Origin of the sequence: Scytonema hankhaensis NUACC26 (genome assembly GCF_045865695.1) — a bacterium.
Lineage (GTDB): Bacteria > Cyanobacteriota > Cyanobacteriia > Cyanobacteriales > Nostocaceae > Scytonema.
This window is the reverse complement of the sequence record NZ_BAACAP010000252.1, coordinates 89,124-102,079: the sequence shown is the minus strand read 5'-3', so window position 1 is coordinate 102,079 and position 12,956 is coordinate 89,124. Positions and strand designations below refer to the sequence as shown.

11 protein-coding genes are annotated in these 12,956 nt (G+C 41.7%); 4 read left to right on the top strand and 7 right to left on the bottom strand.

The window, feature by feature from the left end; translation table 11 throughout:
* Nucleotides 1-84 precede the first annotated feature (84 nt).
* From ftsY to ACKTT2_RS48885, 6 genes are all read right to left on the bottom strand, one after another.
* Nucleotides 85-1,761, bottom strand: coding sequence for a signal recognition particle-docking protein FtsY (ftsY, locus tag ACKTT2_RS48910; protein ID WP_407900369.1), 1,677 nt, complete (start codon nt 1,759-1,761; stop codon nt 85-87).
* Nucleotides 1,762-1,859: 98 nt separating this feature from the next.
* Nucleotides 1,860-2,510, bottom strand: a complete 651-nt coding sequence (nusB, locus tag ACKTT2_RS48905; RefSeq protein ID WP_407900368.1) for a transcription antitermination factor NusB — start codon at nt 2,508-2,510, stop codon at nt 1,860-1,862.
* A gap of 220 nt (nt 2,511-2,730) precedes the next feature.
* Nucleotides 2,731-3,504, bottom strand: a complete 774-nt coding sequence (locus ACKTT2_RS48900; RefSeq protein ID WP_407900367.1) for a DUF502 domain-containing protein — start codon at nt 3,502-3,504, stop codon at nt 2,731-2,733.
* Nucleotides 3,505-3,917: 413 nt separating this feature from the next.
* Nucleotides 3,918-4,799, bottom strand: coding sequence for a glycosyltransferase family 2 protein (locus ACKTT2_RS48895; RefSeq protein ID WP_407900366.1), 882 nt, complete (start codon nt 4,797-4,799; stop codon nt 3,918-3,920).
* 207 nt (nt 4,800-5,006) lie between these two features.
* Nucleotides 5,007-5,843, bottom strand: coding sequence for a hormogonium polysaccharide biosynthesis protein HpsJ (gene hpsJ-B, locus ACKTT2_RS48890; RefSeq protein ID WP_407900365.1), 837 nt, complete (start codon nt 5,841-5,843; stop codon nt 5,007-5,009).
* Between the two features lie 222 nt (nt 5,844-6,065).
* Nucleotides 6,066-6,728: a TIGR04282 family arsenosugar biosynthesis glycosyltransferase gene (locus ACKTT2_RS48885; protein ID WP_407900451.1), complete on the bottom strand. Its 663-nt coding sequence runs from the start codon at nt 6,726-6,728 to the stop codon at nt 6,066-6,068.
* A 399-nt stretch (nt 6,729-7,127) separates the two neighbouring features.
* Here ACKTT2_RS48885 and hbs point away from each other — a divergent pair, with 399 nt between their 5' ends.
* The 4 genes from hbs to ACKTT2_RS48865 all read left to right on the top strand — a co-directional run bounded on the left by hbs (nt 7,128) and on the right by ACKTT2_RS48865 (nt 11,070).
* Nucleotides 7,128-7,412 (top strand): non-specific DNA-binding protein Hbs, encoded by a 285-nt coding sequence (gene hbs, locus ACKTT2_RS48880; protein WP_009457351.1) that lies wholly within the window; start codon nt 7,128-7,130, stop codon nt 7,410-7,412.
* Nucleotides 7,413-7,438: 26 nt separating this feature from the next.
* Entirely contained in the window at nt 7,439-8,554 is a 1,116-nt protein-coding gene (cobD, locus tag ACKTT2_RS48875; RefSeq protein WP_407900364.1) for a threonine-phosphate decarboxylase CobD, read from the top strand.
* An 87-nt stretch (nt 8,555-8,641) separates the two neighbouring features.
* The gene (locus ACKTT2_RS48870) at nt 8,642-10,123 is read left to right on the top strand and encodes a dihydrolipoyl dehydrogenase family protein (protein ID WP_407900450.1); all 1,482 of its coding nucleotides are present in this window, start codon (nt 8,642-8,644) and stop codon (nt 10,121-10,123) included.
* Nucleotides 10,124-10,374: 251 nt separating this feature from the next.
* Nucleotides 10,375-11,070: a toll/interleukin-1 receptor domain-containing protein gene (locus ACKTT2_RS48865; RefSeq protein WP_407900363.1), complete on the top strand. Its 696-nt coding sequence runs from the start codon at nt 10,375-10,377 to the stop codon at nt 11,068-11,070.
* Here ACKTT2_RS48865 and ACKTT2_RS48860 read toward each other — a convergent pair.
* Nucleotides 11,059-12,885 (bottom strand): DUF3685 domain-containing protein, encoded by a 1,827-nt coding sequence (locus tag ACKTT2_RS48860; protein ID WP_407900362.1) that lies wholly within the window; start codon nt 12,883-12,885, stop codon nt 11,059-11,061. The two genes, ACKTT2_RS48865 and ACKTT2_RS48860, sit on opposite strands and share 12 nt — an antisense overlap.
* Nucleotides 12,886-12,956 lie beyond the last annotated feature (71 nt).

Genomic DNA, 12,956 nt, shown 5'->3' with positions numbered 1-12,956 from the left:
ATATTAGGGATTGGGGATTAGGGATTAGGGATTGGGAAAGTAGGATAAGCATTGCCCACCCTACTAATAACTAACCACTAACAACTAACCACTCAAAAGTGCTTCCACAAACTCGTAGCTAGAAAAAGGTCGTAAATCTTCAACACCTTCACCTGCGCCAATAAAACGGATAGGTAAGCCTAGTTGCTGCACGACAGCAAGGGCGACTCCGCCTTTGGCAGTGCCATCAAGCTTTGTTAAAACAACACCACTTAGCTGTGCTGCTTGGGAGAAGACTTCTGCTTGTCGCAACCCATTTTGACCTAAAGTTGCATCTAATACTAGCAAAGACTCTACTTTGGCGTTGGAAGCTTTTTTATCAATAATGCGGCGAACTTTACTGAGTTCATCCATCAAATTCTTTTTATTTTGCAGTCGCCCTGCGGTGTCTACCAAAAGTAATTCCGTTTCTCGTGCTAGTGCAGCAGAAATTGCGTCAAACACAACAGCAGCCGGATCGGCATTTTTAGCAGGATTTGCAATGACTTCAACGCCACTTCTTTGACCCCAAATTTTCACTTGTTCTACTGCTGCCGCCCGGAAGGTGTCAGCAGCACCAATCAAGCATTTATAACCAGATTTATTGGCTAGGTGAGCAATTTTACCAATGGTAGTGGTTTTACCAACTCCATTTACTCCCGTCATTAACCAAATGTTTAGGGTTTCCTTTTCTGGTGCAAAGGAAAGTTTTCCAGATTTCTGTATTGGTGCATCTAGCATATCCCGAAGGATGGACTTGAGATATGCAATACCTTCTTCTGGGGGTAATGCTTCTTGGCGAAGCCTTTTTTGTAAAGTGTTAATGATATGGTCGGTTGCTTCCACACCCACATCAGCTTGCAAAAGCAAGGATTCTATTTCCGTAACAGCTGCTTGGTTGAGAGGTCCTTGACCAACAATAGCTTTCAGTTGGTTGAGTATGTTACGGCGAGTTTTATCTAAACCTTGGCGTAGTTTTTTGAGCCAAGTAATTTCTTCAATAGAAATGTCTTCGGTTCGTCTACCTTGTGCAGCCAGCACTTGTGTAGACCACAAGAATCCTTCATCGAAGGCAAACTCTGGAATTTCCTCTTGTTCTTGTGGTACTGTTGTTGCTGCTGGTTGTACCACCTCTGGTTCTGCGATCGCACTCTCGATCAGTCGTTCTTGTTTAGCTTGCCTTTCTGCTGCTGCTCTTTCTAAAAAAGACAGAGTTGCTGGTGCTACAGGTGGAGTTTCCTCGTTTGGGATAACTGTTGATATAGCTACATCTTCGTCTACAGCCAACTCCCCATCACCTTTAATTTCCAAAGGAGACTCTAAATTCTCCACTTCTTGTGCTTCAGTCGTAGCTTCATCTACTGGTGCTACATTGAGTTCTTCTTGGATTTGGTCACCAGGACTAGGTTGACTCAGAAGAACTTCCGTGTCTCCCAAGTCTCCCAAGCTTGTTTCTTCTTGAGGTTGTGTCTCTACAACTTCTTGTAGTTGGGAAGTTTCTGTAATTGCTTCCTCAGATGAAGTTTCAGATTGTTCCTCTACTTGCTGTCTTTGCTGAATATTCTTATAAGCCGCTTTTGCATAAGCCAGCAAATCCACAGCTACGTCAGTTGCATTCTCTGTCGTTGAAGTAACGGCTTGTTCTGGTTGGGTTTCTTGTACAGCAGGTGTTTCTGACTGCTTATCTTCAGAGGGAGTCCCAGAAGGCTCATTATATTGACGGCGGAACCAATTAAAAACCATTACAGCTAACAGTGTTATAAAATTTTAGTTTCTAATGTTTAGTTTAATTTTTTTTGTCATTGACCAATGACCAATGACAAATGACTAATGACTAATGACTAAGGAGTACTTGCTGCCTTTTTTTGCTCAATGACTCGTCGCAAAACACCATTGATAAACCTATGGCTATCTTCTTCGCTGTACCGCTTAGCTAGCTCGACAGCTTCATTAATTGCTACGCTTTGAGGCACTTCAAGATGCTTCATTTCTGCTACAGCAATTCGTAAAATATCGCGATCTATGTGAGCAAGGCGTGTCACTTGCCAATCAACTAGGGCGCTAGAAATTTCTTCATCTATAGAGTTGCGGTTTTCATTGACTGCAAGAATAATATCTCTAGCATATTCTCGAACTTCTCGATCTTGATTTGCCAGTTGAATTAGTTCTGGAAACTCCACCGCCGCACCTAACTTGTTAATTGCTGTTTGGGTGTATTCGATCGCTTCTTTCACCATTGTTCTAGCAGTTTCCACATCGTTGGTGCGAGTTTGACTGCTCAACAAGCGATCGTTACTGCGTTGTAGTTCTGCTGCAGCGTTATCCAGGGTATCCTGTACTTCAGATCTTAACGTGCGTACAGCAGCAAGTACTAATTTGGGAACCAGGCGATCGTGCTCCATCTTTTCTAATTTCTTAGGATTCACTGGTAACTGGCTAAGGCTTAAAAGTGCCAGTTCGCGGGCAATTTGACGGGGTTTTCGCTCTTGCATATTAATGAAGGGGGTAGGGGTAGTGGGTAGGTGTTATTAGGGGCGCGGCGCTAAGAGCGCCCGTACATGGTAATTAGTAGTTAGTAGGGGCGCAAGCTTTACGCCCGTGCATGGTAGTTAGCAATTAGTAGGGGCGCAAGGCTTTGCGTCCCTACACAGTTGATGGTGCTAACTAAGGCTAGATTAGCAAGTAGCAAGTAGTAAGTAGTAAGTAGCAACTTTAACCCTCTTCTAGAGGCATAACTTGGCGTTTTGTCTCTATAGGAGGAACTTCTAGTTTGCGCTCTTTTGGGATCGCTAATGGGGCTAAGGGTGTATTTGGCGAAACAATTCCACCGGAGACTATAATTTTAAACGCATCTTCAATGGACATTGACAGGTTAACAACCTCTTGTTCCGGAACAACTGCATACCAACCCGTTGTGGGATTGGGGGTTGTCGGGATAAAAAGGCTTAACATTGAATTAGGCATTTGAGATTGTATCTCATTGCTTATATTGCCTGTTACAAAAGCGATCGCCCATATTCCCCGTCTTGGATATTCTACTAAAACAACACGGCGAAATTTGCCATTTGTATCTTTTAATAGTGTTTCTAAGAGTTGCTTGAGAGTTTTGTATACTTGTCCAGCTAAGGGAATTGCCTGTAGGAGACGCTCGCCCACATCTAGTAACCACTGTCCTGCAATGTTCCTAGCCATTAAACCAATCAAAAGAATACTCAGTAGCGGCACCATTAGCCCTACTAAAAGATTCAGTATATTGACTAAGATAGGGTGCATCCCCTGAAACGGATTCAGTTGCTTGGGAATTTGGGTTAAAAAGTTAACAACCCAACTGGCAACAGTGAATGTTAGCCAGATTGTGGTAGCTAGGGGAATAACGACTAACAAACCTGCAATCAGGTCATTTTTGAGGTCCTGTTTCCAGCGATTGATTGCCAAACCCCCATTCTCCTTTTTTAGGTTCGTGGAATTTTTTTTATTGGTACTCATATTATTAGCCATTGAGCTACTATCTTTTAGGTGTCAAACTCCTACTTTCAGCTTTTTGCTGACTGCTAACGGCTGACCGATGGCTTAACTTTAAGACTTGTAAATGATTATTCAAGTCTTTTAACGTATTACTAATAGTACCGTGCCAGATAAAAAGCTGCTAATTATCCTAACAATACTGCTCAACTCTAGTTAAATCCGCTATTCTTAAGGATTCATTTTAAGTACGGTAAGATTGGGTAGCTGGAAAATTAATGGGAATTTTATTAAGCTCTATAAACTTATTATAATATTTTTTCTCAGGCGTCGAGCGAGCATTAGCAAGCTTGATAGAGCGAACGGTGGGCATTGCCCACCCTACTTCACGATTAGGATGAAATTTTTTCACTAGGACTTGCTTTTGTTTCCTGCCTTCAATCAGCAGGATTCGAGACCAATTCAGTTACTTGAGTTTCAGGTGTTTTTGCATATTCAGTAGGTATGGGCATATTCCTGATTTCCCAAACTTTCAGTAAAATTAAATACTCGTAGAAAGTTTGCAAAACACACCAGGTAAAACCCGGATACCCATCCAAGCAGCCACCTAGAACAAAATACATATAAACGAAACGAATTAAAGGTCTAGCAGGTAAGCGTAAAGATAAATCTTTGAGAGCACGACGTCTTTCAACTTCCGTCTTGCCAAAAAATAAGTTTTGCCAATGAACTTCCCCACCTTCAAGTTGCTGAACGGTTTCTTTGGCTTCATCAGTGGAATAGCGATTGTGTTTTTCTATCCAACGGCTGAAACCCTTACTACAGGTGTAATGAGGATAGGTTTCTTTTAAAAAGCTTGTGGAACCGTCACACACTTCGCGTTCAGTATGCCCGTAGTCTATAAACCAAACTTTGCCATGACGGAAAAGACGCATTTGATAACGGGGGTATTGGGTACTGCGCCGAATCCAACGGTTCATGAACATGACTCGCTCGGCAACATAGTAACCAATGTACTCCTGACTTTGAATTGCCCGATCGCATTCTGCAAACAGTTCTGGTGTCATGCGCTCGTCTGCTTCAAGAATATAAACCCATTCGTGCTTGGGAGGTATATTTTCTAGCATCCAAGTTCGTTGCTGACCGTGGCTTTCAAAAGCGTGTTCTACAACACGTACCGGATATCGAGCGGCAATTTCTACAGTGCGATCGCTACTGCATGAATCCACAACAATAATATCGTCTGACAGCATTGCCGATTCTATACAAGCAGCGATATCCAATTCTTCGTTATAAGTCAATATGTAAATTGAAAACATCTCAAATCATTAGTAATAATAACTAATCTGTGACAAAATATACTTTTTGTCAAATTTAATAGTGTTGGGGATTGGTCAGGTGGTCATTGGTCCTTGGTCACTAATCACTGGTCACTGGTCACTGGTCACTGGTCACTGGTTACTGATTGTCGGCAGTATGAACCATCAAAGATGAAGTGATTTATTCTACTGCCTGTGGAGAGTGGATTACCGTGCAGGAACCTTGCGTCCACCGCCTTGTGTAGCACCGGTACTTCTTATTCCTGTCCAACCAATGATGATGTAACCAATGGACAACAGCAAACTGCTCATCCCAATTCGCAATCCTGATTTCCATGCCCGTTCTCTGGCTTGTTTCTCAGCTTCTTCCCTACGTTCCCGAATTGTGCTCAACTGTTGATTTGCTAAAGCTTGAGGATCGCTTTGCTGAGCAATAAATTTATCAAGTTCTTGGGGATTTGCCTTAAACTTCTTGAGCAAATCTTTTTGAGCTTGAGGAATATTGGGGTTCTCAAGTGCTTGTTTATACCGTTGGTCGTCTTTCAGCAGTTCGGTAAACTGATTTTTGATTTGGGATTTTTGTTGTTCTACAGCTGCTCTAACTTTATCGTTACTCAACTGAGCTTGTACTTGATTGAGCTGGTTTTTTAATTGATTCTCAGCAGCTTCAGCATCCTTACTGATTTGATCCACTCTAGTGGCACTTGCTTGACGAACATTATTGAGGTGCAGGGGAAAAATCAGCAAAAACATCAAGCCCAAAATGCTCGACAGTATAAATGCTGGAAATCTCAAGTCAATACCGGGACGACTTCCATCATCCATACTGTCAATCCAGTATCCAGCAAAAAGGAAACCTAAACCTACAAGTGGCACAATTCCTCGGTCAACCAGCGCTGTTGCCAAATCAATTTGCCACGCCTTATTAGTTGGTTGGAAGGGAAATAACAGAATCAGAAAGTCCACAAAGAAAGACACTATTAGAATGAGTCCCACGACCTTAGCCGTGCGGGCAGCTGTGACAGCAGCTAAATGAGTATTCATAGTTTTTTGTCTCGCATACAACAGTAAAAGTCTTGTTCCATTCCAAGGTACTGGAATATTGTTCCCATGATGCTACCCAGAGTTTATGATTCGGAGATTATTTTTTGAATTGGAGAGTGGCGATTGGGGATTAGTCATCACCTCTGCTCCCCTACTCCCCAGTCCCTAAGCCCCAATCCCTTGTCAACACTTACACCGTCTGTGACAACAGTAAATACTCCTTTAGGGGGAAGAAATAAATTTTTCCCACAAAGGTAAATCTTCAGGGCGATCGATATCGCATAGAACAGGTAAATAACCGACTGATAAATTCAATCGCTGGGCAATCTTTATAGTTTGTTGTAAGACCTGAGAAGTTCCCCAGGTGATATTAGTAAATAAGTCTGGCAGGGGGTGTTGTAAACCAATCAGATAATAACCACCATCTTCTGCTGGACCTAGTACGAGGTCGTTATGATAAAGTAGCTCAAAGGCTTTGACAAGAATTTCCCCATTGAGATCGGGACAATCAGTCCCAATGATAATCACTCTTTCTGCTCCTGATTCAAAAGCATACAACAGCGATCGCACCAAGCGCACTCCCAAGTCCCCCTCTCCTTGAGGCTGGCAAATTATGTCAGACCCAAGCCAATCACGTACAAGCTGCAAATTTCCACCTGCAAACCGTACTTCAAAAGATAAACTAAACTTTCTTTGCAGCTGTTTTACCTGAAATATTGTGTGTTCTGTCATTTGGCGCTGAAGCTCAGCCGCGCCCTCTGAACCTAAAGCGCTTATCAATCGAGTTTTTGTCTTGCCTGCTTCGGGATAACGAGTAAATATAACTAAATGTTGTTTTGCGATTGGGGATTGGAGATTGGGGGTTAGCGATTGGGGATTGGTCATTAGTTGGTCACTGGTCACTGGTCACTGGTCACTGGTCACTGGTCACTGGTCAGGTGGTCATTGGAGATTGCGAATTGTGAATAATCTCCCCTAGTTATAGGAAGAATAAGAGTATTTACTAAGTACTTATTCCTACTTTAGGGGTGTTTTTGGGGTCACAATTACTCAATTTATACAAAAAATCCTGAAATCTATATAAATTAATGGTTTCATCTATCCACTTCTGGCTAGGACACTTTAGAATGATTCATTGAAAAGTCGAGCAGATGGGAGTTACAGCTTTTTTAAGCATAAGTACCCAAAAAGAACGACTTCTGTAAATCTCCGAATAAAGAATTAAGTAGAGATGCATCAGGAAGCATCTGTACGCAATCTCAAGTAAACCTTAAGGAGTTTGACATGAACAAAGGCGAATTAGTTGATGCAGTAGCAGAAAAAGCTAGCGTGACCAAAAAACAAGCTGATGCAGTTCTTACGGCTGCATTGGAAACCATTATTGAAGCTGTATCCTCTGGGGATAAAGTGACATTGGTGGGTTTTGGCTCTTTTGAATCACGGGAACGTAAAGCTCGTGAAGGTCGCAACCCTAAAACCAACGAAAAAATGGAAATTCCTGCAACGAAGGTTCCTGCATTTTCAGCTGGAAAACTGTTTAGGGAAAAAGTTGCGCCCCCAAAATCATAAGTTATCTGAAGCGCGAACCTTTTTTGATGCAGCGACCTAAACATGGGGGAAATTTAGCTTGGGCTGCAGCACTGGCTGGTTGTCCCCCAGATACGATTTTGGATTTTTCTGCCAGCATTAGCCCTTTGGGACCTCCAAACAGCGCTCTCGCTGCCATTAAGTCCCAATTGGATAATCTCAGGTATTATCCAGATCCAAATTACTGTGAACTGAGACTTGCTCTCAGTCACTTTCATCAACTCTCTCCAGAATGGATTTTGCCCGGTAACGGCTCGGCAGAGTTACTCTCTCTTGCAGGCAGAGAATTAGCTCAATTAGCAGCAACAGTTTTAATCGCTCCAGCCTTTGGCGACTACTATCGAGCGCTGGCGGCATACGATGCCAAAGTTCTGGAGTGTCCCGTGTCACTAACAGCCACTGCTTTGCAGGAATCATCTCCGTTGAATTCAGTGGCGTTCTTAAGTCCTTTGTCAGAAATTCTTGACAAAGGACAAAGGACAAATAACAAAGGACTATTGCTCAACAATCCTCACAATCCAACAGGAAAGTTGTTTTCGCGGGAAGCCATTTTGCCATATCTGGAGAAATTTGCTTTGGTGGTAGTCGATGAAGCTTTTATGGATTTTTTGCCTCCAGATCTCGAACAAAGCGCGATCGCTATGGTGCAAGAATATCCAAACTTAGTGATTTTGCGATCGCTGACCAAGTTCTACAGTTTGTCAGGATTGCGCCTAGGATATGCGATCGCGCATCCCGACAGATTGCATCGCTGGCAGTCATGGCGCGACCCTTGGCCTGTGAATACCCTAGCATCCGCCGCCGCAGTCGCGGCTCTCCAAGATAAGGTGTTTCAGGCTGAAACTTGGGCATGGTTACCACCAACAAGAAACCAGCTTTTTGAAGGTTTAGCCTCTTTGCCAGAATTAAAACCTTTGAATGGTGCTGCTAATTTTTTACTCGTTGAGTCACAATTGTCTGTATTGGAGTTGCAGCAAAAATTACTCAAAGAACACCGAATTTTCATTCGGGATTGCCTAAGTTTTCCTGAATTAGGCGATCGTTATTTCCGTATTGCCGTGCTTTCTTTTTCAGATAACCAGCGCTTGCTAAAAGCTTTATCATTAGTCATTAGTCATCACTAGTCATTAGTCATTGGTCATTGGTCATTAGTCATTGGTCAAATAATGACTAACGACAAAGGACAAAGGACAAAGGACAAGGGACAAAAAATGACTAATGACTACGATATTGTAATTATTGGTGGCAGCCTAGTAGGACGCTTTGCTGCATTGTCTGCAACCCAACTGAGGGCTAAAGTTGCTTTGGTAGAACCAACAGTAAATGGTAAGTTATATCTGGCTAATGCCCTTTACGGGTTTGTCTATCACCAAGCTTTTAGTCACATCAGCGACTTGGCTAGACAATTCGATGAGACATTTTTCAAAGGTGTTCGCATTTCATGTGGTAACAACGAACAGAAATGTCAAATCTCTGTAGATACTTCCCAAGCATTACTTTACTCTGATGGCATTATCTCCAAGATTCAAGAGCAACATTCACCTGCTATCCTAGCAGCGCAAGGAGTAGATGTTATTGTTGGTGATGGTCAATTTCAACCATCACCAACTCTTACATTTGTAGTCAACGATCGCCAGCTTCGCGCTCGAACTTATTTACTAGCAACAGGTTCGCGTCCGAAAATACCAGACATTGAAGGATTGCAAAAAATTGGTTTTCTAACCATACCTGATGTTTGGCAATCTCTTAACCGCCCCGCAGCACCCAAGCAATGGGCGATTTTTGGTGGTGTTCCTCAAAGTATTGAAATAGCTCAAACTTTAGCGCATTTGAATTATGATGTAACGCTGATTGTAGCTGGAAAAAATATTCTTCCTCAAATTGATTTTGAGATATCCCAACTCCTTTGTAGCCAGTTAGAAGCAGAAGGCGTGCGGATAGTAACACAAGCACCTGTGACTCAAGTCAGACGAATTGAGAATAAAAAATGGTTGCAAGTAGGAGATAAAGCTATTGAAACAGATGAGATTGTAGTCGTCACCGCACAACAACCAAATATTGAATCTTTAAATTTGGCTGCTGTCGATGTCAAATGGGATTGCGATCGCTTACTAGTCAATGATAAACTGCAAACTACCAATCGCCGCATTTGGGCTTGTGGTGATGTGATTGGTGGTTATGAAATTGCTAACATCGCTCGCTATGAAGCAAGAGTTGCCATACAAAATGCACTCTTTTTCTCAAAACAAAAAGTCAATTATCAACAGATTCCTTGGGGTATATTTACTCATCCAACAGTAGCGCAAGTTGGTTTAACTGAAGCACAAGCTAAACGTCAATACAATCGAGATAAAATTATAGTTTTACGACAGTATTTTAAATCTATAGCATCTGCTCAAATTCAAGATGAAACAACAGGTTTATGTAAATTGATAACCCTAGATCGTGGAGAAATTTTAGGAGCTTCTATCTTAGGTGCAAAAGCTATGGAATTTATTCATGTTATTGCTTTAGCGATCGCACAAAAAATTACCGTAACTCATTTAGCTCGCATAGCACCTCTCTACCCCAGTTTCTCAGAAATTTTAGAGCAAACAGCCCTTTCTTGGAATCAGCACAAGCTCAATAGCGATCTTGCTTGGCAAGATTTTCTCGAAAGCTTTTTTCACTTCCGGCGAAATTGGAATCTATGATTGGTTAGCAAGCAATACTTGTCGGGTTTTGCCTAAAAATCCGAAACCACGTAGGTTGGGTTGAGGAACAAAACCCAACATTTACAGATATGTTTTGAGTTTTTGACTTTGAAGTTCGTTCAATAGTTTATCAGCTGTTAATTATCTTAAATTCAAGAATTTTGTCTTATTGACTCCGGATTGAACTGTATGCTTGTTACTCAGAGGAGCAGGCTACAAGTATTAGCCAACATATAAAATATGTAATTGGCATGAATAGCACAATTAAGGATAGAGCGGCTATTGATTTTGCTGTGGCATTTTACGATGCTTTAGCAGCAGGGGAAGATGTCGAATTTGCTTTTGAATTGGGTTGCTCGCTGCTAGTTAATCTGAACGAGCACCAAACTCCAGTACTTAAGAAAAAACTCATCAATCCAGTTATAGATAAGACACTATCTAAACGGATATTCATCAGCTACAAACGCAATGTTGAACCTGATAAGCCAGTCGCCATGCAAATCTTGCAAGCGCTATCGCAACAGCACCAAGTTTTTATTGACCAAAGGATGTTAGTGGGTACGCGGTGGGCAGAACATATAGAAGCAGAACTCCGCCAAGCTGATTATTTCATTGTCTTACTTTCGTCGCGATCGGTCTACAGCGAAATGGTAGAGGCAGAAATTCGCATGGCTTACGAACTCGCACAAGTACAGCAAGGGCGTCCTGCCATTCTTCCGGTACGTCTAGCAAATGAGGGGTTACAGTCTGTTGTCGTTGATTTGATTTCACTAGGAGGAGTAAAAGTTACTGCCGAACAATGGTATCTGGGGTTTCTTACAGTTATTGAAGATACACTGTTGTTAAATACAGATGTGAGCTTTGTGTCATCAGTAGGGGCGCAAGGCATTGCGCCCATATCGTGGTTAGTGATTAACACAAATAACAACCAACAACTAACGCCTTAAAGAAACATTACCAATCCCTTGAATGATACCGCGAGCAATCAAACCGATACCGCGACCAATTATCTTTGTTAAAACAAACACGACACCGTTTCCTAAGAAAGAGAGTAATGATTGCAAGCGAGGTATTAATGCATCTCGAAATTCTATTCCTAGGGTGACAAGTAGCGGAATACCAGAAAGCTGAGCAAGTTCTTGACCGCGAGGCGCATAAATTGAAATTTTTGCAATACCGCGAGGTGCAAAAATAAAAAGTTCATAGCGACTTTCAAAAATTGCTTGAGGCTCAGATACGTAAGCGCTCAAACGATATTTCCAAGATAAATTATTTCTAAATTTTTCTAGTTCTCGCGTGGATATAAACTGGCGAGTGTAAAAATTTTGTTTGATTGCTTCTACATCTGATAAAGAGTTTAGCAACGGCTGTACTATACCATTGGCAATCTGAATCAAGAGATTTTCTAGGATATTTTCTGCTTGCTCTTTTGCTTCAGAACTATGAGATGGATAGGAAGTATTGTCTACTTGTAAATCTGTTTGAAATAATAAGTAGGAAAACAATTCGACGAAGAAGGGTATTTTGTTGAGAATCTCTCTTTGAACTACAACAGAGTTTTCTAACAATAAATTGACAATCTCTAAGTTGCGATCGCCAACTCTAATCTTAGAAAATTTTCCAAAAAAATCTATAGTTGATTCTCGCCATATATCAAATAATACAGTCTCTTTTAAGTGGCTTATATCGTGCATTTCAACGTGAGAAGCACGCATTTTATCCAATGTATCTGCTACTTTTTGCAGAATCACATATAGAAGTTCGCGTTTTTTGTCTTCTCGTAAAATATCAATTTCTAAAACTACGTCAGTTAAATTTTGTAAAGGAAGTTGGATTTTTGTAATGCAAAGAGCAAATAATTCCGCTTGTAGTGCTCTAGGGCTAAGTAAAACGGGTGATTTTGGAGTTTTTAAGAAGTCAGGATTGGGATAAGGAAAGCGTAAAGGTAAGTCTGTGGAAAACTGAGATGGCTCAGTTGCAAAATAATTGCTTTGAGGAACATCGCGGATGAGGGACTCTGGATTGTAGGAGACTCTCTCCTTAACTTGTTGCCTTTCTAATGGAGAAGTCAATAAGCGATCGAGTAACCAACGAGCCGCTAACAGTTCTCGTCTTCGTCCGGCTAGAACTGCTTGCTCTAAAAGTGGCAGCCCAGGAACCTGTAATTTTGCGGTAACTTCTTCCAAAGAAGCATTGATGTACCCTTCTCCTGACAAACGTATTTTATTTCGTAAGCGAGGTAAGGGGATTGGGGATTGGAGGTTGGCAATTGGCGATTGGCGATTGGTTATTCTTCCTTGTCTCCTCTGCTCCCCTGCACCCTGTCCCCAATCATCTCCGTACCAAAACGAACGCCCTGCTACTACTTCTTTCATAACAGTGACTAATTCAGCAACAGGTACACCTTTGGGACAATAAGCATTAACTCCCGCCGCTTGTGCTGCTAGGAGGAGTCCTTGTTCTTGAGTTGAACTCAAGAGCAACACTGGCAAGTTAGGATATTGAATTTTCAAATGCTGACAGAGTTGTAAACCTAGTTGTTGACTTGAGATAGAGTGACCGTTACCTAGTTCTAAAACAACTAAATTCACGCTATTAGGGTCATTACGTGCAAGTTCTGCTAGGATCTGCAATGCAGTGGTATCTGTTTCGGCTTCGGATATCACCTCAATGTCAGGGATGACTTCCAACGCTACCCTTAGCCCTAACCGAAAAATAGGGTCTTGGTCAATTAACAGTAGTTTCAAAGGGCGATCGCTCATAGTTTGCTAAAAACAACACTTGTTTTTATTAGGTAACAACAAGTTTTACAAATTAGCTTAATTTCCCCTAT

What these genes read in the sequence shown, in the direction of transcription:
- ftsY (WP_407900369.1), bottom strand. Translation starts at nt 1,761, where the DNA reads ATGGTTTTTAATTGGTTCCGCCGTCAATATAATGAGCCTTCTGGGACT.
- nusB (WP_407900368.1), bottom strand. Translation starts at nt 2,510, where the DNA reads ATGCAAGAGCGAAAACCCCGTCAAATTGCCCGCGAACTGGCACTTTTA.
- ACKTT2_RS48900 (WP_407900367.1), bottom strand. Translation starts at nt 3,504, where the DNA reads ATGAGTACCAATAAAAAAAATTCCACGAACCTAAAAAAGGAGAATGGG.
- ACKTT2_RS48895 (WP_407900366.1), bottom strand. Translation starts at nt 4,799, where the DNA reads ATGTTTTCAATTTACATATTGACTTATAACGAAGAATTGGATATCGCT.
- hpsJ-B (WP_407900365.1), bottom strand. Translation starts at nt 5,843, where the DNA reads ATGAATACTCATTTAGCTGCTGTCACAGCTGCCCGCACGGCTAAGGTC.
- ACKTT2_RS48885 (WP_407900451.1), bottom strand. Translation starts at nt 6,728, where the DNA reads ATGACCAATCCCCAATCGCTAACCCCCAATCTCCAATCCCCAATCGCA.
- hbs (WP_009457351.1), top strand. Translation starts at nt 7,128, where the DNA reads ATGAACAAAGGCGAATTAGTTGATGCAGTAGCAGAAAAAGCTAGCGTG.
- cobD (WP_407900364.1), top strand. Translation starts at nt 7,439, where the DNA reads ATGCAGCGACCTAAACATGGGGGAAATTTAGCTTGGGCTGCAGCACTG.
- ACKTT2_RS48870 (WP_407900450.1), top strand. Translation starts at nt 8,642, where the DNA reads ATGACTAATGACTACGATATTGTAATTATTGGTGGCAGCCTAGTAGGA.
- ACKTT2_RS48865 (WP_407900363.1), top strand. Translation starts at nt 10,375, where the DNA reads ATGAATAGCACAATTAAGGATAGAGCGGCTATTGATTTTGCTGTGGCA.
- ACKTT2_RS48860 (WP_407900362.1), bottom strand. Translation starts at nt 12,885, where the DNA reads ATGAGCGATCGCCCTTTGAAACTACTGTTAATTGACCAAGACCCTATT.